20 protein-coding genes are annotated in these 23,556 nt (G+C 69.0%); 7 read left to right on the top strand and 13 right to left on the bottom strand.

The genetic code is table 11. The features are described from left to right. Window positions 1–30: 30 nt before the first annotated feature. From ACK4SE_RS00560 to gpmA, 3 genes are read right to left on the bottom strand one after another with little or no spacing between them, the layout of a single operon-like run. Window positions 31–1,305, bottom strand: a complete 1,275-nt coding sequence (locus ACK4SE_RS00560) for a pentapeptide repeat-containing protein (protein ID WP_409687196.1) — start codon at window positions 1,303–1,305, stop codon at window positions 31–33. Between the two features lie 51 nt (window positions 1,306–1,356). Beyond that, window positions 1,357–1,983 (bottom strand): bifunctional diaminohydroxyphosphoribosylaminopyrimidine deaminase/5-amino-6-(5-phosphoribosylamino)uracil reductase RibD, encoded by a 627-nt coding sequence (ribD, locus tag ACK4SE_RS00555; protein WP_409687193.1) that lies wholly within the window; start codon window positions 1,981–1,983, stop codon window positions 1,357–1,359. Then, window positions 1,980–2,693: a 2,3-diphosphoglycerate-dependent phosphoglycerate mutase gene (gpmA, locus tag ACK4SE_RS00550; protein WP_409687191.1), complete on the bottom strand. Its 714-nt coding sequence runs from the start codon at window positions 2,691–2,693 to the stop codon at window positions 1,980–1,982. The genes ribD and gpmA overlap by 4 nt, the downstream gene beginning before the upstream one ends. 139 nt (window positions 2,694–2,832) lie before the next feature. Between gpmA and ACK4SE_RS00545 the strand changes: the two genes are divergently transcribed. Both ACK4SE_RS00545 and ACK4SE_RS00540 read left to right on the top strand, forming a co-directional pair. After that, the gene (locus tag ACK4SE_RS00545; protein WP_409687188.1) at window positions 2,833–2,964 is read left to right on the top strand and encodes a hypothetical protein; all 132 of its coding nucleotides are present in this window, start codon (window positions 2,833–2,835) and stop codon (window positions 2,962–2,964) included. Between the two features lie 18 nt (window positions 2,965–2,982). After that, window positions 2,983–4,482 carry a phosphomannomutase/phosphoglucomutase gene (locus tag ACK4SE_RS00540; protein ID WP_409687185.1) on the top strand — a complete coding sequence of 500 codons (1,500 nt, stop codon included), beginning with the start codon at window positions 2,983–2,985 and terminating at the stop codon, window positions 4,480–4,482. Here ACK4SE_RS00540 and ACK4SE_RS00535 read toward each other — a convergent pair. Both ACK4SE_RS00535 and glmM read right to left on the bottom strand, forming a co-directional pair. Next, window positions 4,479–5,468 carry a YeiH family protein gene (locus ACK4SE_RS00535; RefSeq protein ID WP_409687182.1) on the bottom strand — a complete coding sequence of 330 codons (990 nt, stop codon included), beginning with the start codon at window positions 5,466–5,468 and terminating at the stop codon, window positions 4,479–4,481. The genes ACK4SE_RS00540 and ACK4SE_RS00535 overlap by 4 nt on opposite strands. Before the next feature lie 43 nt (window positions 5,469–5,511). Further along, window positions 5,512–6,861, bottom strand: a complete 1,350-nt coding sequence (gene glmM / locus ACK4SE_RS00530) for a phosphoglucosamine mutase (RefSeq protein ID WP_409687178.1) — start codon at window positions 6,859–6,861, stop codon at window positions 5,512–5,514. 173 nt (window positions 6,862–7,034) lie between these two features. Between glmM and glmS the strand changes: the two genes are divergently transcribed. Beyond that, window positions 7,035–8,852, top strand: coding sequence for a glutamine--fructose-6-phosphate transaminase (isomerizing) (gene glmS / locus ACK4SE_RS00525; protein WP_409687175.1), 1,818 nt, complete (start codon window positions 7,035–7,037; stop codon window positions 8,850–8,852). 434 nt (window positions 8,853–9,286) lie between these two features. Next, window positions 9,287–10,171, top strand: a complete 885-nt coding sequence (gene galU, locus ACK4SE_RS00520) for a UTP--glucose-1-phosphate uridylyltransferase GalU (RefSeq protein ID WP_409687172.1) — start codon at window positions 9,287–9,289, stop codon at window positions 10,169–10,171. 10 nt (window positions 10,172–10,181) lie between these two features. Here galU and ACK4SE_RS00515 read toward each other — a convergent pair whose 3' ends face one another. From ACK4SE_RS00515 to ACK4SE_RS00500, 4 genes are all read right to left on the bottom strand, one after another. After that, entirely contained in the window at window positions 10,182–10,457 is a 276-nt protein-coding gene (locus ACK4SE_RS00515) for a hypothetical protein (protein ID WP_409687169.1), read from the bottom strand. 2 nt (window positions 10,458–10,459) lie between these two features. After that, window positions 10,460–11,014, bottom strand: coding sequence for a hypothetical protein (locus ACK4SE_RS00510; RefSeq protein WP_409687166.1), 555 nt, complete (start codon window positions 11,012–11,014; stop codon window positions 10,460–10,462). A 217-nt stretch (window positions 11,015–11,231) separates the two neighbouring features. Then, window positions 11,232–12,314 (bottom strand): chorismate synthase, encoded by a 1,083-nt coding sequence (aroC, locus tag ACK4SE_RS00505; protein WP_409687163.1) that lies wholly within the window; start codon window positions 12,312–12,314, stop codon window positions 11,232–11,234. Window positions 12,315–12,326: 12 nt separating this feature from the next. Then, entirely contained in the window at window positions 12,327–13,049 is a 723-nt protein-coding gene (locus ACK4SE_RS00500; protein ID WP_409687160.1) for a DnaJ C-terminal domain-containing protein, read from the bottom strand. 89 nt (window positions 13,050–13,138) lie between these two features. On the opposite strand from ACK4SE_RS00500, the gene pdxH reads away from it, so the two are divergent. Further along, on the top strand, window positions 13,139–13,801 hold the full coding sequence (gene pdxH, locus ACK4SE_RS00495) for a pyridoxamine 5'-phosphate oxidase (protein WP_409687157.1): 663 nt from the start codon (window positions 13,139–13,141) through the stop codon (window positions 13,799–13,801). On the opposite strand, the gene ACK4SE_RS00490 is transcribed toward pdxH, so the two are convergent. Together ACK4SE_RS00490 and udk are read right to left on the bottom strand one after the other, a co-directional pair. Further along, complete coding sequence (locus tag ACK4SE_RS00490) at window positions 13,792–14,430, bottom strand: TetR/AcrR family transcriptional regulator C-terminal domain-containing protein (RefSeq protein WP_409687154.1); 639 nt, start codon at window positions 14,428–14,430, stop codon at window positions 13,792–13,794. The genes pdxH and ACK4SE_RS00490 overlap by 10 nt on opposite strands. 98 nt (window positions 14,431–14,528) lie before the next feature. After that, window positions 14,529–15,176, bottom strand: coding sequence for a uridine kinase (gene udk, locus ACK4SE_RS00485; RefSeq protein WP_409687151.1), 648 nt, complete (start codon window positions 15,174–15,176; stop codon window positions 14,529–14,531). 166 nt (window positions 15,177–15,342) lie between these two features. Between udk and ACK4SE_RS00480 the strand changes: the two genes are divergently transcribed. Together ACK4SE_RS00480 and ACK4SE_RS00475 are read left to right on the top strand one after the other, a co-directional pair. Continuing rightward, on the top strand, window positions 15,343–16,968 hold the full coding sequence (locus tag ACK4SE_RS00480) for a long-chain-fatty-acid--CoA ligase (protein ID WP_409687148.1): 1,626 nt from the start codon (window positions 15,343–15,345) through the stop codon (window positions 16,966–16,968). A gap of 390 nt (window positions 16,969–17,358) precedes the next feature. Continuing rightward, on the top strand, window positions 17,359–18,060 hold the full coding sequence (locus tag ACK4SE_RS00475) for a DUF1499 domain-containing protein (RefSeq protein ID WP_409687145.1): 702 nt from the start codon (window positions 17,359–17,361) through the stop codon (window positions 18,058–18,060). Here ACK4SE_RS00475 and ACK4SE_RS00470 read toward each other — a convergent pair whose 3' ends face one another. Both ACK4SE_RS00470 and ACK4SE_RS00465 read right to left on the bottom strand, forming a co-directional pair. Beyond that, window positions 18,061–20,913, bottom strand: coding sequence for a glycosyl hydrolase 115 family protein (locus ACK4SE_RS00470; RefSeq protein WP_409687142.1), 2,853 nt, complete (start codon window positions 20,911–20,913; stop codon window positions 18,061–18,063). It lies immediately after the preceding gene. A gap of 67 nt (window positions 20,914–20,980) precedes the next feature. Continuing rightward, window positions 20,981–23,398, bottom strand: coding sequence for a glycoside hydrolase family 3 N-terminal domain-containing protein (locus tag ACK4SE_RS00465; protein WP_409687139.1), 2,418 nt, complete (start codon window positions 23,396–23,398; stop codon window positions 20,981–20,983). Window positions 23,399–23,556: the final 158 nt, after the last annotated feature.

Raw genomic sequence — 23,556 nt, 5'->3', positions numbered from 1 at the left:
TGGGAAGGGCGGTCTTCGGGCCGCCCTTTCTTATTCGTGGTCCAGCACCAGTCCGCGCACGCCGTGCATCTGGGCGGCGAGGAACTCGGCATGCCGGGTCTGGGCTCCGTGCAGGACCGCGCGGCTGAGGTCGGCCTGGACCAGAACGGCCCGGCGCAGGTCGGCGCCCGACAGGTCCGCGCCCCGCAGATAAGCCCCGGTCAGGTCGGCGGGCAGCAACCGGTCCTGGGCGATCATCAACGGACCCAGCTGCACCTCGCGCAGGTCCGCGCCGGTCAGGCGCGCGCCTTTCAGACGGGCGCCGCGCATGTCCGCGCCGCGCAGCTTGACCGAGCGCAGGTCCGCGCCCTCCAGCTGGGCGCCCTGAAGCTGAACGCCCTCCATGTCGAGGCCGTAGAACACGGCCCGCTTGGCCGACAGGCCGGTCAGGGTCAGCCCCCGGATGGTTTTCAGGCTGCGCAGATCCACATCGTCGAACACGGAGGGCTGGCCCCTGGCCCCGCCCGTCTCGCACCAGAGGGCGTGTTCGCGCAACATGTCGGCCGCTGGCAGCTTCGACACCGGCGCGCCCGAGGATTTCTCGTCGGTCAGGGCCCCGGTCATGTCGGCCCCGTCGGCTCGCCACATGGCGCGCTTGGTGCCCACCAGCACCGCGTCGCGCAGGTCCGCCCCGGTCAGGTCAGCCCCCGACAGGTCCGCGCCCGCAAGGTCGGCGCCGTGAAAATTGGCCTGCTTCAGATTGGCCCGGATCAGCTTGCAGTCCCGCATCACCGCACCGGAGAAGTCGGCCGAGATGGCGATGATCCCGGTCAGCTTGGACCGTTCCAGATTGGCGCCGGACAGATTGGCGCCGGACGCCCGCGCCCGGTCCCGCACCAGATGCTCCACCATGCGGAAGCCCAGCTTGGAATCCGCCGCCGCGATCGCCCCTTCGCGCAGATCCGCCTCGAACAGGTCCGCCCCGGTCAGGTCCGCGCCGCGCAGGCAGGCGCCCCGCAGGTCGGCCCGCCTGAGGCTGGCCTCGACCAGCAGGGCGTCCTGAAGGTCCGCCCCAAACAGCACCGCATTGTCCAGGCGGGCCCCGCTAAGGTCGCAGCCGCCCATGTCGGCGGCCGAGAAGTCCGCGTCGGTCAGATTTCGGCCCCGCAGGCTCAGGCCGGACAGGTTCATCCATGTGAATACCGCCCGCGCGCCGCCGGGCTTGGCCTGCCACAGCCGGTCGTGCCGGGCGCAGATGGCGTCCAGCTCGGCCTGGGTCAGCCGCCGCCTGTTGGCGGGATCAATGGGAGCGGATTGCGCCGACATGGACCCAGAATGCCTGACCGGCGCTTAAGAAAGGGTTGGAAAACCGGGGACCTATTCGGTCAGCAGCGCCTGTTCCCGCAGAGCGTCGGCCAGGGGACCGGGCGCGGTCCACAGTCGGGTGTAGCCCGCCTCGCCCAGACGCTTCAGCTCGGTGGCCAGATCCGCCCTGGCCGAGGCGGCGAACTGGCCGTCGAAGCCATCGCCGCTCTCGTCGATCCGCACCATGGGACGGCCGGTCTCGAGGCGGTGCAGATAACCTTCGTACAGGATCGCTGCTTCGTCGCTGAGCACCCCGGTCTCGACCTCCAGCCCCTTCGCCTTGACTCGCTCGACGCCGCGCCCGGCCGCGAACGGCGACGGGTCCAGGCAGGCGATGACCACCCGCGTCACACCGGCGTCGATCAGATACTGGGCGCAGGAGGTGCGGCCAGACGACCGCGCTCCGCACGGCTCCATGGTCACATAGGCGGTGGCCCCCCGGGCCTTGTCGCCGGCTGCCGGCACAGCCTGTTCTTCCGCATGGGGACGGCCACCCGGCGCGGTCGCGGCCTCGCCGACCACTTCGCCGTCCTTGACCACGACGCAGGCCACAGCCGGATTGGGCCAGGTCTTGCCCATCTGGTCCCGGGCCAGACCCACGGCCCGGCGCATGAATTCCTGATCGCGCGTATCGCTCATGACAGATCCGGCAGGGGCTGGGCCCTGTCCTCATCCAGATAGCGGGCCGAAACCGGCTTCAGATCGACGTCCAGTTCGATGTCCAGGGGATTGCCGGTGGGTATCTCCACCCCGACGATGCGATCGTCCGGCACATCGAACAGATGCTTGACGATGGCCCGCAGCGAGTTGCCATGGGCGGCGATCAGCACGTCCTCGCCCGCCTTCAGGCGTGGCGCGATGGCGCTGTCCCAATAGGGCAGCACCCGCTCCAGCGTGATCTTCAGGCTTTCAGTGTCAGGAATGTCCTGCCCGGCGTAGCGGGGGTCTGTGGTGAAGTCGAACTCGCCGCCGGACGCCAGCGGCGGCGGGGGCGTGTCATAGCTGCGCCGCCAGATCGTGACCTGCTCCTCGCCATGCTTTTCGGCGGTCTCGGCCTTGTTGAGACCAGTCAGGCCGCCGTAGTGGCGCTCGTTCAGCCGCCAGTCCTCGATCACCGGGACGTCCTTCAGGCCCGCCGCCTCCAGCGCCATGGCGCCGGTGCGCCTGGCCCGGTTCAGCACCGAGGTGAACATCACATCCGGCTTGAAGCCCGCCTTGGCGATCAGTTCACCGCCGCGCGTCGCCTCGGCCTCGCCCTGATCGGTCAGGTCCACATCCACCCAGCCGGTGAAGCGGTTTTCCAGGTTCCACTGGCTCTGGCCATGTCGCAGCAGGATCAGTCGGGGCATCGGTGTCTCCAATTGAGCCTGACCGGGTAGGACCGGCGGGCGCGGGGGTCAACCCGCAAGCGCGGCGCAGCGCCGTCCGTTCCTTGCGATGTTGTGGCCCCTGAAACCACCCTGCTATAGCGGAGCCATGCGGAACCGGATGTTCTTCCCCCTCATGGCGCTGATCGCCATCGCCATGGTCGCCCTGGCGCTGAACTGGCCCGAGGGCGAGGCGGGACGGGGCATGGCCCCGGCGCCCGCCGCCGCGCCGCCGGTCGCGCCCGCCGGCTGACGCCGCCCGGAGGGATCCATGCTGACACCCCGTCCTGGCCTGGCTCCCGACACCGCTGACGACGAGACCCACGCGGTGGTGGAGCCCACGGGGTTTCGCGAGTACGACGCTCGCTGGATTCTGGGGACGGAGATCAACCTCCCCGGCTTGCGGGCGCTGGGTCTGGGGCTGGCGACCTACATCCAGGAGATCGGCGTCCGGCCACGCATCGTGGTCGGCCACGACTACCGGTCCTATTCCGAAAGCGTCAAACAGGCCCTGACGCTGGGCCTGATGCAGGGCGGCATGGAGGTGCTGGACATCGGTCTGGCCCTGTCGCCCATGGCCTATTTCGCCCAGTTCGCGCTGGGCGCTCCTTGCGTGGCCATGGTCACGGCCAGCCACAACGAGAACGGCTGGACCGGCGTGAAGATGGGCGCCGAGCCGCCGCTGACCTTCGGTCCGGATGAGATGGGTCGCCTGAAGGCCATCTTGCTGAACGGCGAGGGCGTCGCCCGCCCCGGCGGACGGCTGGAGCGCGTCGAGGGTTTCCGGGAACAATATCTGGACGAGGTGACCGCCGGGGTGACCCTGAAACACCCCCTCAAGGTGGTGGCCGCCTGCGGCAACGGTACGGCCGGAGCTTTCGCGCCCGAAGCTCTGCGCCGCATGGGGGCGGAGGTGATCGAGATGGACTGCGACCTTGACTGGACCTTCCCCCGGTACAACCCGAACCCCGAAGACCACGTCATGCTGGCCGAGATGTCCGGGCGGGTGAAGGAGACCGGCGCGGATCTGGCTGTGGGCTTCGACGGCGACGGGGACCGATGCGGCGTGGTGGACGACACCGGCCAGGAAATCTTCGCCGACAAGATCGGCCTGTTACTCGCCCGCGACCTGTCGGCCCTGCATCCGGGCGCCGCCTTCGTGGTCGATGTGAAATCGACCGGGCTCTACAAGACCGATCCCGTGTTGGCGGAGAACGACGCGACCACCGTCTACTGGAAGACCGGCCACAGTCACATCAAGCGCAAGGTCGCCGAACTGAAGGCGCTGGCGGGTTTCGAGAAGTCGGGACACTTCTTCTTCACCCCCCCACTCGGACGTGGCTACGACGACGGCATCGTGGCGGCGGGCGCGGTGCTGGCCATGCTGGACCACCACCCGGGCAAGCGGCTGTCGCAGCTGAAGGCCGCCCTGCCCGCCGCCTTCACCTCCCTGACCATGAGCCCGCACTGCGCCGACGAGGCCAAGTACGGGGTCGTGGAGGCGGTGATCCGGGATTATCTGACCCTGCACGCGGCGGGCGGCGAAATTCTCGGCCGCAAGGTGGTGGAGGTCCTCACCGTCAATGGCGCGCGCGTGCACCTGGAAGACGGGTCGTGGGTGCTGGTGCGCGCCTCGTCCAACAAGCCGGAACTGGTGGTCGTGGTGGAGAGCCTGCGGTCAGAAGACGACATGCGCGACCTGTTCCACAGCGAGGTGAAGCCCCGGCTGGCCGCCCACGACGCCGTCGGCGCATGGAATCAGGAAATCTAGAGCAGGCTCAGCAGGCCGATCAGGCCCAGCGCCAGCACGCCCAGCAGGGCCAGCGACAGCACGGCGGCCAAAGCGACGCGAGGACCGGAGCGGAGCACCGCGCGCAGGTCTGTAGTCAGACCCAGCGCCGCCATGGCGATCACGGTCAGGACGCCCGCCACCGCCGTGATCGGCGCGATCAGCGCCTCCGGGATCAGACCGAAGGACCGCAGGGCCGCCATGGCGATGAAGCCGAGGATGAACCACGGGATCAGGCGCGCCAGCCCCGGCTTCTGACCCGCCCGGTCCCGCGTGGTCAGGGCCAGCACGATGCACACCGGGCCCAGCATCAGCACGCGGGTCAGCTTGACCAGCGTGCCCACCTGCGCGGCCGCCAGCCCCATGGGCGCCACCGCCGCCAGCACCTGAGGCACCGCATAGACGGTCAGACCCGCCAGCACGCCCGCATCGGTGATGGACAGGCCCAGCAGGTCGGCGACCACCGGCAGCAGCAACACCATGCCCACGCCCAGAACGGCGGTGAACCCGATGGCGGCGGAAACCTCCTCGCCCTTGGCCCCGATCACCGGCGCCACAGCGACGATGGCGGAGTTGCCGCAGATGCCGTTGCCACAGGCCACCAGCAGGGCGGCGTTGCGGGTCAGGCCGCACCAGCGGCCCAGCCAGTAGCCCCCGGTCACGCCGACCGCCACCACCAGCACGATGCCCAGCAACAACGCGGGCCCCATGGCCGCAAGAGCCGGAGCGCTGAGCGAGGCGCCCAGCAGCACCACCGCCACCTCCAGCAGGAAGCCGGCGCTGAACGCCACGCCGGCGCGAAACGTCTCCGGCGGCGGCCACAGAGTCCGCACCCCCGCGCCGATCAGGATGGCCAGCACCAGACCTTCCAGCCAGATGCGGTCGAACACCCGGGTTTCGAAGCTCTGCACCCCCATGGCCACGCCGGCCACGGCCAGACTGAGCGCCACGCCGGGGGCCAGCGCCATGATCCGCTTCGGGGGGGATTGAACGGTCATCGCCGGCGGGCCGTCAGCCCGCCGCCTTGACCGCCTCGGCGATGTCGTCGACCACCGAGTCCACAAGTTTGGCGTCGTCACCCTCGGCCATGATGCGGATCAGGGGCTCGGTGCCCGAGGCGCGCACCACCACCCGGCCGGAGCCATTCAGCCTCGCCTGGCCAGCAGAAATCGCGTCTGTGACCCCCTTGTTCCCCAACGGGGCTCCACCGGCATGGCGCACGTTCTTGAGTTTCTGGGGCACCGGCTCGAATTGGGCGGCCAGTTCACTCATGGGCTTGCCGGTCTCCACCATCACAGCCAGCACCTGCAGCGCGGCGATCAGGCCGTCGCCGGTGGTGGCGTGGCGGCTGAGGATCAGGTGGCCCGACTGCTCGCCACCCACATTGAAGCCGCCCTCACGCATGCGCTCCATGACATATCGGTCGCCCACCTGGGTGCGGTCCAGCGTCAGGCCGTCGGCCTTGAGGACGCGCTCAAGCCCCAGATTGGACATCACCGTGGCGACGATCCCGCCCCCGGTCAGAATGCCTCGCCGGGCCCAGTCGCGGGCGATCAGGGCCATGATCTGGTCGCCGTCGATGACCCGCCCCTTCTCGTCGCACAGGGCGAGCCGGTCCGCGTCGCCATCCAGGGCGATGCCGATGTCGGCGCCGTAGCGCTTCACCGCCTCGGAGAGGGTGCGCGGATGGGTCGATCCGCATTCCGCGTTGATGTTCATGCCGTTCGGATCGACGCCGACGGGAAAGACATCCGCGCCCAGTTCGTAAAGGGTGGTCGGGGCCACGCGATAGCCGGCCCCGTTTGCGCAATCCACGGCGATTCGCAGGCCGTTCAGGTTCAGTTTGCGCGGGAAGGTCGCCTTGGCGATCTCCACGTAGCGGGCCTGGGCGTCGTCGATGCGCTTGACCCGGCCCAGGGCGTCCGGCTCTGCCAGCCCCTCGCCCAGATCCTCGTCCATGAGGGACTCGATCTTCAGCTCCATCTCGTCGGACAGCTTGTAGCCGTCCGGCCCGAACAGCTTGATGCCGTTGTCGGCATAGCTGTTGTGGGAAGCCGAGATCATCACGCCCAGGTCGGCGCGCATCGAGCGGGTCATCATGGCCACGCCGGGCGTGGGCAAAGGGCCAAAGGTGCGCACATCCATGCCCACGCTTGCGAAGCCGGCCACGAGGGCCGGCTCGATCATGTAGCCGGACAGGCGCGTGTCCTTGCCGATCACCACCAGATGGCGTCGGTCGTCGCCGGACATAAACAGCTTGCCCGCCGCGAGGCCGACGCGCAGCGCCACCTCGGCGGTCATGGGATAACGGTTGGCCTGGCCGCGAATGCCGTCGGTGCCGAAATAGCGTCGCTTGCTCACGATCCCTCCCGAGTCCGCCGGGAAATCTGGCGAAACTTCATTTTAGTGTGGCGAACACGACGCTTCCGTTAAAGCCGGTCGGACAATGCTCGCCGTTTGCATGCGGGCTTAACGCCGGGCGCGGCCTGTGCCAAGCAGCCTGAAATCTTCCGGCCCAGGAGAACTATCAAACCATGTGCGGAATCATCGGCGTGACCGGCGCGGCCCAGGTGGCCCCCCTGTTGATCGACAGCCTGAAGCGGCTGGAGTACCGGGGCTACGATTCCGCCGGGGTGGCGGCGCTGGTCAATGGCCGCATCGAGCGGCGCCGGGCCAAGGGCAAGATCCGGGAACTGGAGGCGGTTCTGGCCGATCAGCCGCTGAGTTCGGTGGTCGGCATCGGCCACACCCGCTGGGCCACCCACGGACCGCCGACCGAGCCCAACGCTCACCCGCACAAGGCCGGACGCGTGGCGGTGGTGCACAACGGCATCATCGAGAACTTCGCTGAACTGAAGGCCGAGCTGGAGGCCACGGGCCGCGTGTTCGAAAGCCAGACGGATACGGAGGTGGTGGCGCACATGATCGACGCGCGGATGGACGCCGGCGACGAACCCATGGCCGCTTTCAAGACCGTGCTGGACCGCCTGACCGGCGCCTATGCGCTGGGCGTGCTGGTCGAGGGCCACGACGACCTTATCCTTGGCGCGCGCAAGGGCAGCCCGCTGGTGGTGGGCTGGGGAGAAGGCGAGATGTATCTGGGCTCCGACGCCCTGGCCGTCGGCCCCTTCACCCAGAAGATCAGCTATCTGGAGGAAGGCGACTACGTCGCCCTGACGCGGGCCGGCGCCGACATCCGCGACGAGCAGGGCCGCAAGGCGAACCGCGCAGTGGTCGTCGTCTCGGCCTCGGCCGCCATGGTCGAGAAGGGCGAGTACCGCCACTTCATGGAAAAGGAAATCCACGAGCAGCCCGACAGCGTCCAGCACACCCTGTCAGCCTATCTGGATCTGGTGGCCCAGAAGGTGAAGCCGCAGGATGCCATCGACCTGACGAAGATCAGCCGCATCCAGATCGTGGCCTGTGGCACCGCCTTCTACGCCGGCGAGATCGCCCGCTACGCCTTCGAGCGGCTGGCGGGCGTGCCCTGCGACGTGGAGATCGCGTCCGAGTTCCGCTATCGCAGCCCGGCCCTGACGCCCGGCACCCTGGTGATGGCCGTCAGCCAGTCCGGGGAGACCGCCGACACCCTGGCCAGCCTGACCTGGTGCAAGGGGCAGGGCTTCGACACCGCAGCGGTGGTCAACGTCCACACCTCGTCCATGGCGCGCGAGGCGGCGGCCATGTGGCCCACCTGGGCCGGCCCCGAGATCGGCGTCGCGTCCACCAAGGCCTTCACCGCCCAGGTGGCGGCGCTGCTGTCGCTGGCGCTGGCGGCGGGCGTGGCGCGCGGTCGCGTGGCGCCCGACGAGGAGGCGCGACTGGTCAAGGCCCTGTTCGAGGCCCCCCGCCTGATCGCCGAGACCCTGCAGGCCGACGATGACATCAGGGCCGTGGCGCAGGATCTGGCCAAGGCGTCGGATGTGCTGTTCCTGGGTCGGGGGGCCATGTTCCCGCTGGCCATGGAAGGCGCCCTGAAGCTAAAGGAGATCAGCTACATCCACGCCGAGGGCTACGCGGCCGGGGAACTGAAACACGGCCCCATCGCCCTCGTCGACGAGGCGACGCCGATCATCGCCCTGGCCCCCATGGACGAGGTGTTCGAAAAGACCGCCTCGAACCTGCAGGAAGTGGCGGCGCGCGGCGGACCAGTGGTGATGATCACGGCCCGGGGCGCTCCCTCGCCGCACGGCGCGGCGGTGCGGCGGATCGAGATTCCGCCCTGCGACCCCTTCATCGCGCCTCTGGTCTATGCGGTGCCCGTTCAGTTGCTGGCGTACTACACGGCCGTGCAGAAGGGCACAGACGTGGATCAACCTCGCAATCTGGCCAAGTCGGTGACCGTCGAGTAGGCGGTCCTCAGCCTTCCGGCGGGGGGCTTGCCGCCGGACTGGGGGCTGGGCCGCCTTCGGGAAGCACCGGCGGTGTATCCGGGATGGCGGCCGCTTCCTGGCCCACGGCGGGCGGCACCTCGGTCTCTTCAGGGGGCATGATCAGATCCGCGGGAACCTCGAGAGTCTCGGCCGTGGTCGGGGACGCGGGAGCCTCAGGCTCCCGATCCCCACAAGCGACGAGCGCCAGGGCGGACAGTGTCACGGCGAGAACAGCGAAGGGTCGGATCATGTCTGAGCCTTTCGAATGCGGACCTTGATGGGTCAGGACACCACATCGCGGAACCGTCCGCCAGTCCGGCTGTTCCGGTCTGCATTACCGCGCGGCCGTTTGCAGCGCCGCCGGAAGCGCTTATCAACGGCGTCGCCGAACCCCGATCCAGACTGGAGCCTTCATGACTGACGCCAACTCTCCTCGACGTGTTCGCAAGGCCGTTCTGCCCGTGGCCGGCCTCGGCACCCGGGTTCTGCCCGGCACCAAGACCACGCCGAAGGAGCTGCTGAACGTCGTGGACCGGCCCATCCTCAGCTACATCGTCGAGGAGGCCCGCGAGGCGGGCATCGAGCACATCGTCTTCGTCACCGGCCGGGCGAAACAGGCCATCGAGGACTATTTCGACCACCAGATCGAGCTGGAGGCCCAGCTGGAGGCCAAGGGCAAGACCGAGATTCTGGAGATGATGAACGGCGAACTGGCCCGCGCGGGCGAGATGAGCTTCACCCGCCAGATGAAGCCGCTGGGTCTGGGCCACGCGGTGTGGTGCGCCCGGGACATCATCGCCGACGAGCCATTCGCCGTGATCCTGCCCGACGTGATCGTGGACTCGTCGCCCGGCGCCCTGAAGCAGCTGGTGGAGGTCTATGAGGAGGTCGGCGGCAATGTCATCGGCGTCGAGGCGGTGCCCGAGGACATGACCGACAAGTACGGCATCGTCGATCCGCTTGAGCGCACCGGCAACCGCATCGGCATGAGGGGCATGGTGGAGAAGCCTGCCAAGGGGACGGCGCCCTCGAACCTCTCCATTTCGGGCCGCTACATCCTGCAGCCCGAGATTTTTCACCTGCTGGAGACCCAGGAGCGGGGCGCGGGCGGCGAGATCCAGCTGACCGACGCCATGGCGCGCCTGATGAAGGACCAGTCCTTCACCGCCGTGGAGTACGAGGGCGTGACCCACGACTGCGGCGACAAGATCGGCCTGCTGCGCGCCAACGTCGCCCTGGCCCTCAAGCGTGAGGATCTGGGCGCGGCCGCCCGCGAGGCGATCTCAGCCCTGCTCTGATCGCCCTGCTCTAGTCGTCCGTGCGGTAGCGGCGGCAGTCTTCGTTCGAGCCCTCGCGCACGCGGCGCTCGCAGGCACGACGTTCAGCGCGCATGGTCTCGGCGTCAGAGGTGGTGACCGCATCCACCCCGGCGCCCACGACCGCCCCCGTCGCCTTGACCCCTGTCCCGACGACGGCCCCGGCGACGCCGACCGCCGTGCCCACGATACAGCCTTGCAGCATCAGGGCCGCGAGGGCCGAAACCGTGAGGACGGCAAGGGAACGAAGGGCTGTAGCGCGGGTCATCCTCAAGCCTTGGCAGACGAAGAGGCAATGTGAAACGCGGGCGGAGTCGCGTGGCTGCGCCAGAGCTGCAAGATGATCGCCAGGGTGATCATAGGCAGCCCCAGCTCCCCGATCTCCTCGACGGACAGGAGAAGGTCGACCAATCCCTGGCTCGGCTGCAGACCCCAGTCACGCATGTAGCGCGGCAGGCCGTCGATGATCTTCAGCACCGGCAGGATCGCCAGAAGGCTGATCAGCCCGACCAGCGCTGCGCGCCGCTCGTGCCGCAGACGGCGGACTTCCGCCCAGACGCCGCGGGTCAGGGCAACGAAGGCCACCACCAGGCCGACCACAACCGCGGCCGAGATCAGCTTTTCCATCAGGGGCACGGCCGCAGAACTGTATTGCTTCAGGCTGAAAACGCCGTGGGTGGTGAACGCCTTGTGCAGGTCGATCTCACGTCCGGCCATGAAGATGGAGGCAAGGCACAGGAGGCCGAACAGACTGCGCTGCTTGATCCAGAGCGCCAGCGCAACGAACGCCACCAGCAGATGCAGGGCGGCACTGGCCATTTCCACGGGCCCATCCTCGCGAAGGGTCGCGCGCGCCAGACTCTGCGGGGCTAGGAGATCAAATATGACGGCGACGCAAACAACGGCGCCAAAGACCGCGAGGGCAAGGCCGGGCCAGGACGGCAAGATCTTGGCGAGTGTGTTGGTTTGGTGAGAACTCATCCGGGGACGCTAGACTTTCGAGATCACTCTGTCCCTCAAAATTACATTCGGGGTCGAGCGCTCAGCCCATCTGGCCCCGGTGGCGCAGCATGGCGTCGGCCAGCACGCAGGCGGTCATGGCCTCGACCACCGGAACGCCGCGCAGGCCAACGCAGGGATCATGGCGGCCCTTGGTGCGCAGGTCCGTCTCGGTTCCGTCGCGGGTGATCGTGCGGCGGAGGGTAAGGATCGAGGACGTGGGCTTGAAGGCAACGCGCGCCGTCACCGGCTGGCCGGTGGAGATGCCGCCCAGCACCCCGCCCGCCTTGTTGGACAGGAACACCGCGCCGCCCTCGCCCAGACGCATCTCGTCGGCGTTCTGTTCGCCGGTCAGGGCGGCGGACTCGAACCCGGCGCCGATCTCCACGCCCTTGGCCGCATTGATGGACATCAGCGCCCCGGCCAGATCGCCGTCCAGCTTGCCGTAAAGCGGCGCGCCCCATCCCGCCGGAACGCCCAGCGCCTCGACCGCAACCACCGCGCCGATGGAGGATCCAGCCTTGCGGATGTCGTCCAGATAGGCTTCCCACGCCGGAACCACGTCGGCGTTGGCGGCGAACAGGGCGTTGTGATCCACAGCGGCGAAGTCGATCCGGTCGTCCTCGATGCGGTGCGGGCCGATCTGGACCACGCCCGCACGGATGCTCACGCCCTCGCCCAGCACCTTGCGCGCCACGGCCCCGGCGGCGACGCGGCAGGCGGTCTCGCGCGCGGAGGACCGGCCCCCGCCCCGGTGGTCCCGCACCCCGTACTTGGCGTGATAGGTGTAGTCGGCGTGGCCGGGCCGAAAGGCCCGGGCGATCTCGCCGTAGTCCTTTGACCGCTGGTCGGTGTTCTCGATAAGGATGGCGATAGGCGCGCCGGTCGTGACCGGCCCCTCGCCGTCGTCGAAGGTCCCCGAGACGATGCGGCATTCGTCCGCCTCGCGCCGTTGGGTGACGAAACGCGAGCCGCCGGGCTTGCGCCGGTCCAGCCACGGCTGGATGTCCGCCTCGGTCAGGGCAATGCCCGGAGGGCAGCCGTCGATGACGCAGCCGATGGACGGGCCATGGCTCTCACCCCAGGTGGTGACGCGGAACAGATGGCCGAAGGTGTTGTGGGACATGGCTTACAGCCTCTAGGCCGCGAGGCGTTCGGACGTCCACACCGAACTGAAGCGCGCCAGCAGGTGTTCAGCCGCCGAGGGCGCGCCGGCCACGGGTTCCAGGGTCACGAACAGCCGGCCGGCCGGGCGCGCGCCGCGCGCGGGCAGACCGAGCCCTTTCAGGCACAGGCGCACCGTCCCCTCCATGCCGCCGACAATCCAGGCCTGACGGGGCCCGGCGTGAGTGGCGATCTCGACACGACCGCCATCGACCAGCAGACGCGGGTCCACAGGGCTGGTCATGAACAGGTCGTCGCCCAGGACTATCAGCCCGTCCGCGGCGCGAATGAGCACGGGCAGATACAGGTCGCCGCCGTCGGACGCCGCGCGTCTCAGCCGCACATGTTCGCCGGTGCGCAGGCCCGCGGGGACCATGATACGCAGGGCGCCGCGTCCCGGCAGGGCAACTGTGGCGCAGGCGCCGTGGATGGCTTCCAGCGGGCTCAGCACCACCACCGGCAGCGGCATCGGGCGGGCTCTGGGCGCGTCCAGCGCGGGGCCGAGGCCGCCGCGCTTCTGGATCAGGCGATAGGCCTCGATGACCCGGCGAAAGCGGTCGGCGTCGCCGCCGGGCTGGTCCGGGCGGGCGGCCTTGACTGCGGCGCGGAACAGCTCCGCCAGCCGGCGCGGCTCCACCGGCCCATGCAGGCCGAGAAGGCCGTAGGCGTCGCGCAGGGTCAGGGTCTGGCCGGTCATACCGGTGATTGAGGGATAATATGGTCAAGGCCGGGTTAACCGTGACGCTGGCCCTCCCCCAAACGACGTCGAGAGGCTAAGAACGGGCCATGAGCGATCACCCCATTCCGCCGACACCCACCGCCGAAGACTACGCCGCCCAGCTGGCGGCCAACGCCGACGAGGCCCAGTTCGAACGGGACGCCCCCCTGCCCCTGTTCCTGGAATGGATGGCGGACGCGCGACGGTCCGAGCCCAATGACTCCAACGCCATGGCCCTGGCCACGGTGGACGACGGCGGCCTGCCCGATTGCCGTATGGTCCTGCTCAAGGGCGTGGATGAGCGGGGCTTCGCCTTCTACTCCAACCAGGGCAGCGCCAAGGGCGGACAACTGACGGGCCAGCCGAAGGCGGCCCTGCTGTTCCATTGGAAATCCCTGCGCCGTCAGGTGCGGGTGCGCGGGGCGGTGGAGCCGGTCAGCACAGCGGAGGCGGACGCCTATTTCGCAAGCCGGGCGCGCGAGAGCCGCATCGGCGCCTGGGCCTCGACCCAGTCCCGGCCGCTGGACAGTCGGGAAACGCTTGAGGCCGCCGTGCGCGAGGCGGAGGCCCGGTTCGAGGGCGCCGAGCCGCCTCGGCCCGATTACTGGACCGGATGGCGTGTGATCCCGGAGCAGATCGAGTTCTGGCGCGACCGGGCGTTCCGGCTGCACGACCGCCTGCGGTTCGACCGGGATGGCGAAGGCTGGCGCCGGACGCGGCTCTATCCCTGACCGGTCCCGTAGCGGGCCAGAAAGGTGTCCACGGCCTGGGTGGCGATGCAACTGGCGTCGCGGCGGCTCTGCACATCGTCGCCCGTGACCATGGGCACGAAGAAGACCGGATGTTCGATCATGCCCATCAACTGGCCGGCCGCCCATGAGGGCCGCTCGATCCTGAGGGCCCCCTTGTCCGCCTGGTCGCGGATCACCTGCATCAGGACGCCGCCGATCTCGCCGCGGCCCCGCTCGAAGAAGCCGTCGGCGGTGGGCTGGAAGCGCTTGCGCTCGGCCATGACCAGCCGGAACACCGCCCGCACGAACGGGTCGCCCATGAAGCGGGCATAGGTTTCGGCGAAGGCGGTCAGTTGCTCGCGCACCGTGCCGCCGCGCACCTGGATGCCCTGGATCTGGCGGGCGAAATCGTCCGAGGCGTCGTCGATGACGTGGGTGAACAGATCGGTCTTGGACGGAAAGAAGGCATAGAGCGTGGCGGTGGACACCGAGGCGTCGCGCGCGATGGCCTCCATGCGCGCGGCAGCGTAGCCCTCGGCCATGAAGTGGCGACGGGCGACGTTGAGAAGATCCCTGCGCTTGTGCCGAAGGCCATCGGCGTCGTCCTCGTCGTTGACGGTCCCGGTCATGAAATTCGGTCGTCTCCTGCCACGGATGCTGCGGAACTCACCGATCAATGGTCCGCGACACGCGAGGGCAAGGCAAGAGACAGAAACGCGGGTTTCCGTCAGGCTCGTCGAAAGCCCTTGAGCAGGGGGTGCGCCAGCACCGGCGCGGCGAGCCGATCCACCGCCTGGACGTCCTCCAGCACCACCGCGGCGGTCTGGTCCGCCACCACGAAATCGGCGAGGGCGCGACCCGGCTCGGTGAAGCGTTCGTGGCCCGGGCGGACGGTCTTCAGATACTGGTCGATCACCGACCGGGCGGTGCGCCCGCGCTCGGCCTGGTCCCGCAGCAGGCGGCGGATGAAGCGGATGTCGGCAGGGGTGTCGACGAAGACCTTGAGGTCGAACAGCTCGGCCACCGCCGGGGTCGCCAGCAGGTGGATGCCCTCCACGATCACCACCGGCGCGGCGGGCACCGGGGTCCCGCCCGGTTCGCGGCCGTGGTGGATCAGGGAGTAGACGGGCGCCTCCACCGCCCGGCCAGCCTTCAGGGCCGCCAGATGCGCGGCCAGCAGGTCGTGATCCCGCGCCGCCACATGGTCGAAATCGAACGTGGCCGGATCGAAGTCCGCCAGGGCGGCCGCGTCCACATAGTACCAGTCCTCCAGCACCACGACGGCCTGATCCGGCCCCAGGGCGCGGGCCACGGCCTGGGCCAGGGTGCTCTTGCCCGAGCCGGATCCTCCGGTGATGGCGATGAGTAGGCTCAAGGGATGCGCTCCGCGATGGACGAGGGCCGTCCTTTAGGGCTTTCTGTGCGCGCGGGCCAAGGCCGGAAGCCTTGCCTGACCTAGCGTCACGTTGCTTAACATCGATCACCAAACTAGCTTCAGTCTGGAAAGCGCCGCTCTCAACAAGGCGCATATGGAGAAACGCATGCTGGGACGAATGCAGGACTGGCCGCTGACGGTCGACCGGATCATCGATCGGGCCAGCGTCTGGCACGGCCATCGCGAAATCGTAACCCGCACGGTGGAAGGCCCCATCGTGCGCACCACCTATGCGGACGTGCACCGCCGGGCCAAGCGGGTGTCGAACGCCCTGGCCGGCTGGGGCGTCAAGATGGGCGACCGGGTCGCCACCCTGGGCTGGAACACGGCGCGCCACATGGAGGCCTGGTACGGCATCATGGGCATGGGGGCGGTGTGCCACACCCTGAACCCGCGGCTGCACCCCTCCCAGATCGCCTTCATCATCAATCACGCCGAGGACAAGGTCATCTTCGTCGACCTGACCTTCGTGCCGATCCTCGACGCCATCATCGCCCACTGCCCGACGGTGGAGCGCGTGGTCATCATGACCGACGAGGTCTCGATGCCCGAGACCAGGCTGCCCAACGCGGAGTGCTATGAGTACGTCCTGTCCGAGCAGTCCGAGGACTTCACCTGGGGCGGCTTCGACGAGCTGACCGCCTGCGGGCTCTGCTACACCTCGGGCACCACGGGCGATCCCAAGGGGGTGCTGTACTCGCACCGCTCGAACTTCCTGCACACCCTGATCACCATGAGCTCGGACATCATGGGCGTGACCGGATCGGACGTGATCCTGCCCGTGGTGCCCATGTTCCACGCCAACGCCTGGGGCGTGGCGTTCTCGGCGCCCGCCGTGGGGGCCAAGCTGGTGATGCCCGGCGCGCGCATGGACGGCGAGGCCATCTATGAGCTGATCGAGGCCGAGGGCGTGACCTTCTCGGCCGCCGTGCCCACCGTGTGGCAGATGCTGCTGCACCATGTGGCCTCCAACGACCTGAAATTCTCCACCCTCAAGAACGTGCTGATCGGCGGCTCGGCCCTGCCCGAGGCGCTGGTGCGCGGCTTCAACGACCTGGGCGTGGACGTGCGCCAGGGCTGGGGCATGACCGAGACCTCGCCGGTGGGCACCGTCTCGACCCCGACGCCGGAGATCGCCCACCTGTCCTACGACGAGCAGATGCCGTTCCGCCTGAAGCAGGGCCGCCCGCCGGTGGGCATCGAACTGAAGCTGGTCAGCGACGAGGGCGAGCAACTGCCCCACGACGGCAAGGCCGTCGGCCGCCTGATGGTGCGCGGCCCCACCGTGTCGGCCAGCTACTTCAAGGACGTGGGCGGGAACATCCTCGACGACGAGGGCTATTTCGACACCGGCGACGTGGCCAATATCGACGCCAACGGCTTCATGCAGATCACCGACCGGGCCAAGGACGTGATCAAGTCCGGCGGCGAGTGGATCAGCTCCATCGACATCGAGAACGTGGCCGTGGGGCACCCCAAGGCGTCCCTGGCCGCCGTGGTCGGCATCGCCCATCCCAAGTGGGACGAACGGCCCCTGCTGCTGGTCAAGCTGAAGGACGGCGAGACCGCCGAAAAGCAGGAGTTCCTCGACTTCCTCGAAGGCAAGATCGCCAAATGGTGGATGCCCGACGACGTGGTGTTCGTGGACGACATCCCCCTGGGCGCCACCGGCAAGATCGACAAGAAGATCCTGCGCGAGCAGTTCAAGGACTACACCCTGCCGACGGTGTGATCGGGCACACCTTGGCATCCCGTCCCGGATAGCGCCTGCGGCGCTTCCGGGACGACAGGGGGCGCGGGGGCGGCCGGATTCCGGTTTCGGATTCGCTCAGAAAAAAGACTGTCCGAATTGTCCGAATTGTCCGAAATCGGGCGTCGGCCGATGCGGCGGTCTTTGTTTTACATCGATATTTTCTCCCCTCCCTGATCCCGGGCGATTTCGGACTGTCTGAAATCGGGCGCGAGCGGCCCCTCCGTCGGCCCGCCGATGATAGGCCCCCCCCGAAGGCGTGAGCGCAAAACGCCTCATCCCGGGCGCTGATCCTTTGGAAACAGGGGCGTCGGGCTTTCGGAAAGCGGGATTTGGGGGCAGGGTCGCGGCCACAACGGCGGGAGAGGCGACATGGGCGGATCACGACACGGCGGCGTCTGGCTGACGGCGGCCTTGCTGATCGCCCTGGCGGCGCCGGTTCTGGGCTTCGCAGCCGCCTTCGGCACCCGGGTGGGGCTGATCGACTGGCGGCTGGGCTATGAGCAACTGACGCTGGTCTGGGGCTGGCGGCTGGCCTGGGTCAGCGCGGGGGCGGCCCTGGCCACGGTGCTGCTGTCCATCGGCGATGTGAAGCGGCGCGGACTGTATGCGCTGGTCGCCGTGCTGGCGGCCGGCGTCACCCTTTACCTGCACATGACGCACCGGCAGGCGCTGGCCGCCCACCCGCCGGTGCATGAAGCCGCAAGCGACTGGGACGAGCCCCTGAGCTTTTCCGGGGTGATCCGGGGCCAGCGCGATCGGTCCGGGGCCGCGCCGCTGGCCGCCAGCCACGCCGACACCTGCGATCAGGCGGTCTTCGCCCCCACCCAGGTGGCGCCGCAGGCGGGCGCGGCGGCGCTGGAGGCGACCGGGTTCACCGTGGTCGGCACCTCGCCCTTCCGCATCGAGGGCCGGCGCGAGAGTTTCTGGTTCGGCTTCACCCACGACGCGGTGCTGCGGATCCGCCCGGGCCGCACGGACCTGCGCGTCTCCGGCCGCGAGGCCCGCCCCGACGGGGGCGAGGCCTGTCGTCTGGCGGGCGAGATCAGCGCGCGCCTGCGCGCCCCTGACTAGTCATTCGGCCCGGGCGCTTTCCAGCGGTCCCAGATAGCTGTCCGGCGCGCCGTCGCGGACGAGCATCACCCGCTGGATCACCACCCCCGGATCGATGCGCCAGATCCTGATCGTGTGCGGCCCGGCCGTCGCCACCTGATGCCGGGTGACGTGGACGGCCACGGCGTCGGCCACATCGCCCTCCCACGCCGCGGCGGTGTCATTCGGGTTCAGGGCCACGATCTGCACCGGCCCGTCACCGATGGAGACGCCGTAGCGCAGGCCCTCGCCGCCGGTGAAGTCCAGCGTCGGCGACAGCACCAGCCGCAGCTGGACCTCGCCCGGTTCGAACAAGTGGACGTCGTATTCCAGACGGGGCCCCTCCTCCGGTTCAGACGCCGGGGCCGTGGCGGGGGTCGTGGTCACGCCCGACAGGGTGCGGCCCAGGCCCGGGATGATCCGCCAGTCCACCCCGTGGGCCGCGACGGCGCGCGCGTGGTGTTCGGCCTCCATGGTCACATGGCCGTCGGCCTCGATGAAGCGGCCGGGCTCCACCGGCGCGCCGGGATTGATGATGGGCGCGAGGACAGTGATCTCGGTCCCGTCGGCGCCGCGCACCCGCACCGCGCCCTCGGCCTGACCTTCGGGCGCCGCGGACCAGTCGACAGAGACCCGCACGCGCATGTCGCCCCGGCCCTCGGCGGTGGACAGCCGGATCCATGGCGCGTCGGCTTCAAGCGTCCAGGCGACGGGCTGATCGCCCCGGTCGAACAGGTCGATCCAGCGGCTCTCGACCCCATAACGATGCAGGGTGGGCAGGGAGGCCGCGCCCTGCGCATCCGGCCACGCCCGCGCCTCACCCTCCACCGCCACGCCCAACGCGGCGCCGGCAACCGGCGCCGCCTCGGCCAGATCGGGCAGGACGTCCTCGTCCGGCTGCTGCCAGTAGGTGTAGCTGATGTGGGTCTGGGACATCATGTGGTTCCAGCGCCCGCCGGCCACGTCCTCATGATAGATACGGGTCAGTTCAGCATCCCTCGCGAACAGCGCGCGCACCTGCCCCGCCGCCGCCTCGGCCGCCGCGGCGCGACCCTGGGCGGCGTAGAGGCGGTTGCGTCCCGTCTCCACATGCAGGGCCGTCAAATTGCCGCTGGCGTGGATCGGGAACCAGACCAGCTGGACGAAGGCGTCGTCGTACGCCGGCGGCAGGGCCGCGCGCATGACGTCGGCGCGGACGGCCAGATCGGCCCAGTCCGCCGTCACCCGCTCGGCCTCGTTGTGATGGAGCAGGCTGAAGGTGTCCGGCCCGATCAGCTCCGGCTTCCGCCGGGAATTATAGCGGGTGTAGAGCCGCAGCAGGTCGGCGATCTCGTCGGCGTGCTGGCCCCCGAACTGCTGCGCCGCCCAGTCGCGGGTGAAGCCGGTCATGGCCTCCAGCGTCATGGCCTCGGGGTTCCAGGCCTGGGCCAGGAAGGCGCTGATGGGCAGCTCCATGGGCTTGAGGTCGCCCACATTGACGATCCACAGCCGGTCCGCGCCGTATTCCCAGGCCAGGTTCATCTGCTCCCAGGTGCGCTCGACCTGGGTGGTGTTGAGCCATTTGTAGTTCCGGGGCCCGCCCACATAGTCGAAGTGGAAATAGACGCCGTAGCCGCCGGGCCGCTCGGCGCCCGGTTCAGGCAGGCGGCGGATGTTCCCCCAGTTGTCGTCGGCGAACAGCAGGGTGACGTCGTCCGGAACCCGCATGCCGTCGTCGTAATAGTCCTGCACTTCCTTGTAGAGAGCCCAGACCTGGGGCGTCTCGGCGGGGTCGCGGCCGGTGACCTCGGCGATGATGGCGCGCTGGTCGGCCACGATAGTCTCCAGCAGGGCGGTGGCGGTGTCCTCGGTCATGGCCTCGTCGCCGTCGCCGCGCATGCCGACGGTGACCAGACTCTCGTGATCACCCATGCGGGTGACGCCCTCGCGCCAGAAGCGACGCAGGGCGTCGGGGTTGGTGGTGTAGTCCCAGGCGCCGACGCCGTACCGCTCCCACTCCACATGGGCGCGCATCATGGGTTCGTGGTGGGAGGTCCCGATGACCACGCCGTATTCGTCGGCCATCACGGCATTGAGCGGGTCGTCGTCGGAGAAGGCCTTGCCCCACATGGCTGGCCACAGATAGTTGCCCTTCAACCGCAGGGTCAGTTCGAACCCGCGGGTGTAGAAGTGGTGGTTGAAGCCGCCGAAGGTCTCGTTGACCCAGCCGTACAGGGCCGGGTTCTCGTCGTTCAGGAACATGCCGCGATAGCGCACGCGAGGCCGGTCGGCCCGGCGGCCGGGCAGTACATGCAGGTCGCCCTGACGCACCACGGGCACATCGGCCCACCAGGTCCAGGGAGAGACGCCCATGCGCTCTGACAGGTCATAGACGCCATAGATCGCGCCGCGCATGTCCGATCCGGCGATGATGAGGGCCCGGTCCACGCCCGGTGCCGGGTTGTCGATCACCTGCTGGACCCAGGCCTCCCACTGGCCGGTCACGTCCGAGACGTCGAGCCGGCCTTCGGCGGCGAGGGCGTCGATGACGGCGTTGCGGCCCAGGGTTCCGACGATGACCGCCAGCCCCTGCCCTGCGTCATGGTCGAGCGGCGAGGGCGAACCGGACACCCGCTCCAGATCACCGCGCAGGTCGGCGGCGGCGCGCAGCAGGCCCGCGTGGTCGCCGGGATCGGTGCGCACCACGGTCGGGCGGCCCGAGGCGATCAGGGCGAAGGCGTCGCCCGACGCGGCGCCGGGGCAGATCGCGCCCGGGCCTTCGCAGGCGGCGGCGGGCAGGGCGGCGCCCAGCCACAGAAGACAAAGGGCCAGAAGACCCGTCACGAAACGCGGCATCCACGCCTCCTGTCGCAAAAAGGCGCCGCCCGCCGCTCCCGAAGGAACGACGGGCGGACGGGGAGGATCAGCGTACGGTCAGGGTTGCGGACTGCAGGTCGACCGAGTTGGGTCCGGCGTGGATGGTGAAAGTGCCGGGCTCCACCACCCGCTGCATGTTCAGGTCCCACAGGGACAAGGCCTCGGGCGACAGATCCAGGGTCACCGTGCGGGTCTCGCCGGGCTGCAGGGTGACCCGCTCGAACGCCTTGAGCTCCAGCACCGGGCGGGTGATCGAGGCGTGGTCGTCGCGGACGTAGATCTGCACCACCTCGTCCCCGGCCACGCGGCCGGTGTTGGTGACGTCCACCTGCACCTGGGCCGCCTCGCCGACGCGGATGGTCGGGCTGGTCAGACGCGGCGCGGACATCCGGAAGCTGGTGTAGCTGAGGCCGTAGCCGAACGGGAACAGGGGGCTGGTCTCGTCGAACAGATAGCCCCGGCGCGCGGTCGGCTTGTGGTTGTAGAACACCGGCAGCTGCCCCACCGAGCGGGGGATGGTGACCGGCAACTTGCCGCCCGGATTGACCCGGCCGAACAGGACGTCGGCCACGGCGTTGCCGGTCTCCTGACCCAGATACCAGCCCTGGATCAGGGCGTCGGCCTGCTCGACCAGTTCGCCGACCGCCAGCGGGCGGCCGTTGAGCAGCAGCACGATGGTCGGCTTGTTGAGGGCGAAGATGGCGCGGGCCAGATCCATCTGCTGGCCCACCAGCTGCAGGTCGGCGCGGTCGCCCAGGTGGCTCTCGGCCCAGGCCTCGCGGCTGAGCTGTTCGTTCTCGCCCAGCACCATGACGATGACGTCGGACTGGCGGGCGACCGCGACGGCCTCCTCGATCAGGCGGGCGTTGACGGCGGGGTCGACCAGATCGACGTCGTCGGCGGCCCATTCGCGGCTTTCGGTCAGGCGCACGCCTTCGGAATAGACCACTTCGAAGCCGCCTTGTTCGGCCTCGGCCTCAAGCCCTTCCAGCACACTGACCACATGGCGCGGGATGTCGCTGTAGCCGCCGATGGGGGTGTCCACGGCGTGGGTTCCCAGCACCGCAAGACGGCCCAGCCCTTGCGCGCGCAGTGGCAGGGTCTGGTTGTCATTCTTCAGCAGGGTAATGGCGCGTCCGGCCACCTGACGGGCCAGGGCGATGGCGTCCGGCGTGGCGGTCAGGGCGTCGGCGGTTTCGGGGTCCGCATAGGGATTCTCGAACAGGCCCGCCTCGAACTTCATGGTCAGGATGCGGCGCACCGCATTGTCGATCTGGGCCTCGGACACGCGGCCTTCGGCGACCAGCGCGGGCAGGTGCGTGAAGCCCTCGCCGTCGGGCAGTTCGATGTCGACGCCCGCGTCCATGGCGCGGACGGTGGCGTCCTGGATGTTGGCGAACATCTGATGGCGGGTGACCATCTCGCGGATGGCGAAATAGTCGGAGACGATCAGGCCGTCGTAGCCCCACTCCTCGCGCAGCACGTCATTCAGAAGCCAGCGATTGGCGTGGGACGGCAGGCCGTCGATCTCGTTGTAGGAGGCCATGATCGAGCGCACCGGCAGCTCGCGCACCGCCCGCTCGAAGGGTGGGAAGAACACCTCGCGCAGCACCCGCTCGGAGATCTGGGCCGGGCCGACGTTGATGCCGTTTTCCGGCTCGCCGTGGCCGGTCATGTGCTTGAGGGTGACGAAGACGCGGTCCTGCGCCAGCGGCAGGGTCTCGCCCTGATAGCCGCGGATGACCGCCAGACCCATTTCGGACACCAGGTGGGGGTCCTCTCCATAGGTCTCCTCGATGCGGCCCCAGCGGGGGTCGCGGGCCACGTCCACCACCGGCGCGAGGGTCAGGTGCACGCCGCGGGCGCGCATCTCCCGGGAAGCCACATTGAACACCCGGGTGATCAGCTCGGGATCCCAGGTGCTGGCCAGGGCGATGGACTGGGGAAAGCTGGTGGCGCCGCGGGCGGTGTAGCCGTGCAGCGACTCCTCGTGGAAGATCAGGGGGATGCCCAGTCGGGTCTGTTCGGTGGCCCAGCGCTGGGCGGCGTTGATGTACTCCACCGTCTGGCGGCCGTCGCGGTTGACGGCGCCCTCGGTGACGCCCGCCGCCCCGTTGGTGGAGGGATCGACCCCGCGCATGTCGGACGGCCGCGAAATCTGGCCCAGACCATGGGGAAAGGCGGCCGAGGCGCGCTCGGGCGAGAAATCACCCTCCGGCGTCTGCACATCGCCCTTGTTCTCCCACAGGCCCTGCATCTGGCCGACCTTCTCCTCCAGCGTCATGCGCGAGAGCAGGTCCTCGACCCGGTCGGGCACAGAGCGCGCGGCGTCGCGATAGGCCGGCGTCTCCTGCTGAAAGGCGAAGGCCGGCTGCATCGGCGCCAGCGTGATGGCCAGGGCGGCCCCGAAGGCGGTGATCGCCCGTCCTCGCCGGAATCGCTCCGGCCGGTCCCATTTGGTCATTTGCGTCCTCCCTCGCTCCCGCCAGTTCGTCAGTGACCGGCTTGGTAGCGCTATCATCATTTAGAGGGCATCCCGCCACCCTGGTCAACCAATGGTCTGACGATTGCATGGCGCCCCAGAACATCGCATAGGCATTTCTCGCACAAGAGGCGGGCCTG

Source organism: Brevundimonas sp. (genome assembly GCF_046293315.1).
GTDB lineage: Bacteria > Pseudomonadota > Alphaproteobacteria > Caulobacterales > Caulobacteraceae > Brevundimonas.
Note: the sequence above shows the minus strand (reverse complement) of the source record. Positions and strands in the feature narration are given on the sequence as shown.

Bases quoted from the DNA above. Each gene is read 5' to 3' on its own strand.
- ACK4SE_RS00560 (WP_409687196.1), bottom strand. From the start codon at position 1,305: ATGTCGGCGCAATCCGCTCCCATTGATCCCGCCAACAGGCGGCGGCTG.
- ribD (WP_409687193.1), bottom strand. From the start codon at position 1,983: ATGAGCGATACGCGCGATCAGGAATTCATGCGCCGGGCCGTGGGTCTG.
- gpmA (WP_409687191.1), bottom strand. From the start codon at position 2,693: ATGCCCCGACTGATCCTGCTGCGACATGGCCAGAGCCAGTGGAACCTG.
- ACK4SE_RS00545 (WP_409687188.1), top strand. From the start codon at position 2,833: ATGTTCTTCCCCCTCATGGCGCTGATCGCCATCGCCATGGTCGCCCTG.
- ACK4SE_RS00540 (WP_409687185.1), top strand. From the start codon at position 2,983: ATGCTGACACCCCGTCCTGGCCTGGCTCCCGACACCGCTGACGACGAG.
- ACK4SE_RS00535 (WP_409687182.1), bottom strand. From the start codon at position 5,468: ATGGCGCTGGCCCCCGGCGTGGCGCTCAGTCTGGCCGTGGCCGGCGTG.
- glmS (WP_409687175.1), top strand. From the start codon at position 7,035: ATGTGCGGAATCATCGGCGTGACCGGCGCGGCCCAGGTGGCCCCCCTG.
- galU (WP_409687172.1), top strand. From the start codon at position 9,287: ATGACTGACGCCAACTCTCCTCGACGTGTTCGCAAGGCCGTTCTGCCC.
- ACK4SE_RS00515 (WP_409687169.1), bottom strand. From the start codon at position 10,457: ATGACCCGCGCTACAGCCCTTCGTTCCCTTGCCGTCCTCACGGTTTCG.
- aroC (WP_409687163.1), bottom strand. From the start codon at position 12,314: ATGTCCCACAACACCTTCGGCCATCTGTTCCGCGTCACCACCTGGGGT.
- ACK4SE_RS00500 (WP_409687160.1), bottom strand. From the start codon at position 13,049: ATGACCGGCCAGACCCTGACCCTGCGCGACGCCTACGGCCTTCTCGGC.
- pdxH (WP_409687157.1), top strand. From the start codon at position 13,139: ATGAGCGATCACCCCATTCCGCCGACACCCACCGCCGAAGACTACGCC.
- ACK4SE_RS00490 (WP_409687154.1), bottom strand. From the start codon at position 14,430: ATGACCGGGACCGTCAACGACGAGGACGACGCCGATGGCCTTCGGCAC.
- ACK4SE_RS00480 (WP_409687148.1), top strand. From the start codon at position 15,343: ATGCTGGGACGAATGCAGGACTGGCCGCTGACGGTCGACCGGATCATC.
- ACK4SE_RS00475 (WP_409687145.1), top strand. From the start codon at position 17,359: ATGGGCGGATCACGACACGGCGGCGTCTGGCTGACGGCGGCCTTGCTG.
- ACK4SE_RS00470 (WP_409687142.1), bottom strand. From the start codon at position 20,913: ATGCCGCGTTTCGTGACGGGTCTTCTGGCCCTTTGTCTTCTGTGGCTG.
- ACK4SE_RS00465 (WP_409687139.1), bottom strand. From the start codon at position 23,398: ATGACCAAATGGGACCGGCCGGAGCGATTCCGGCGAGGACGGGCGATC.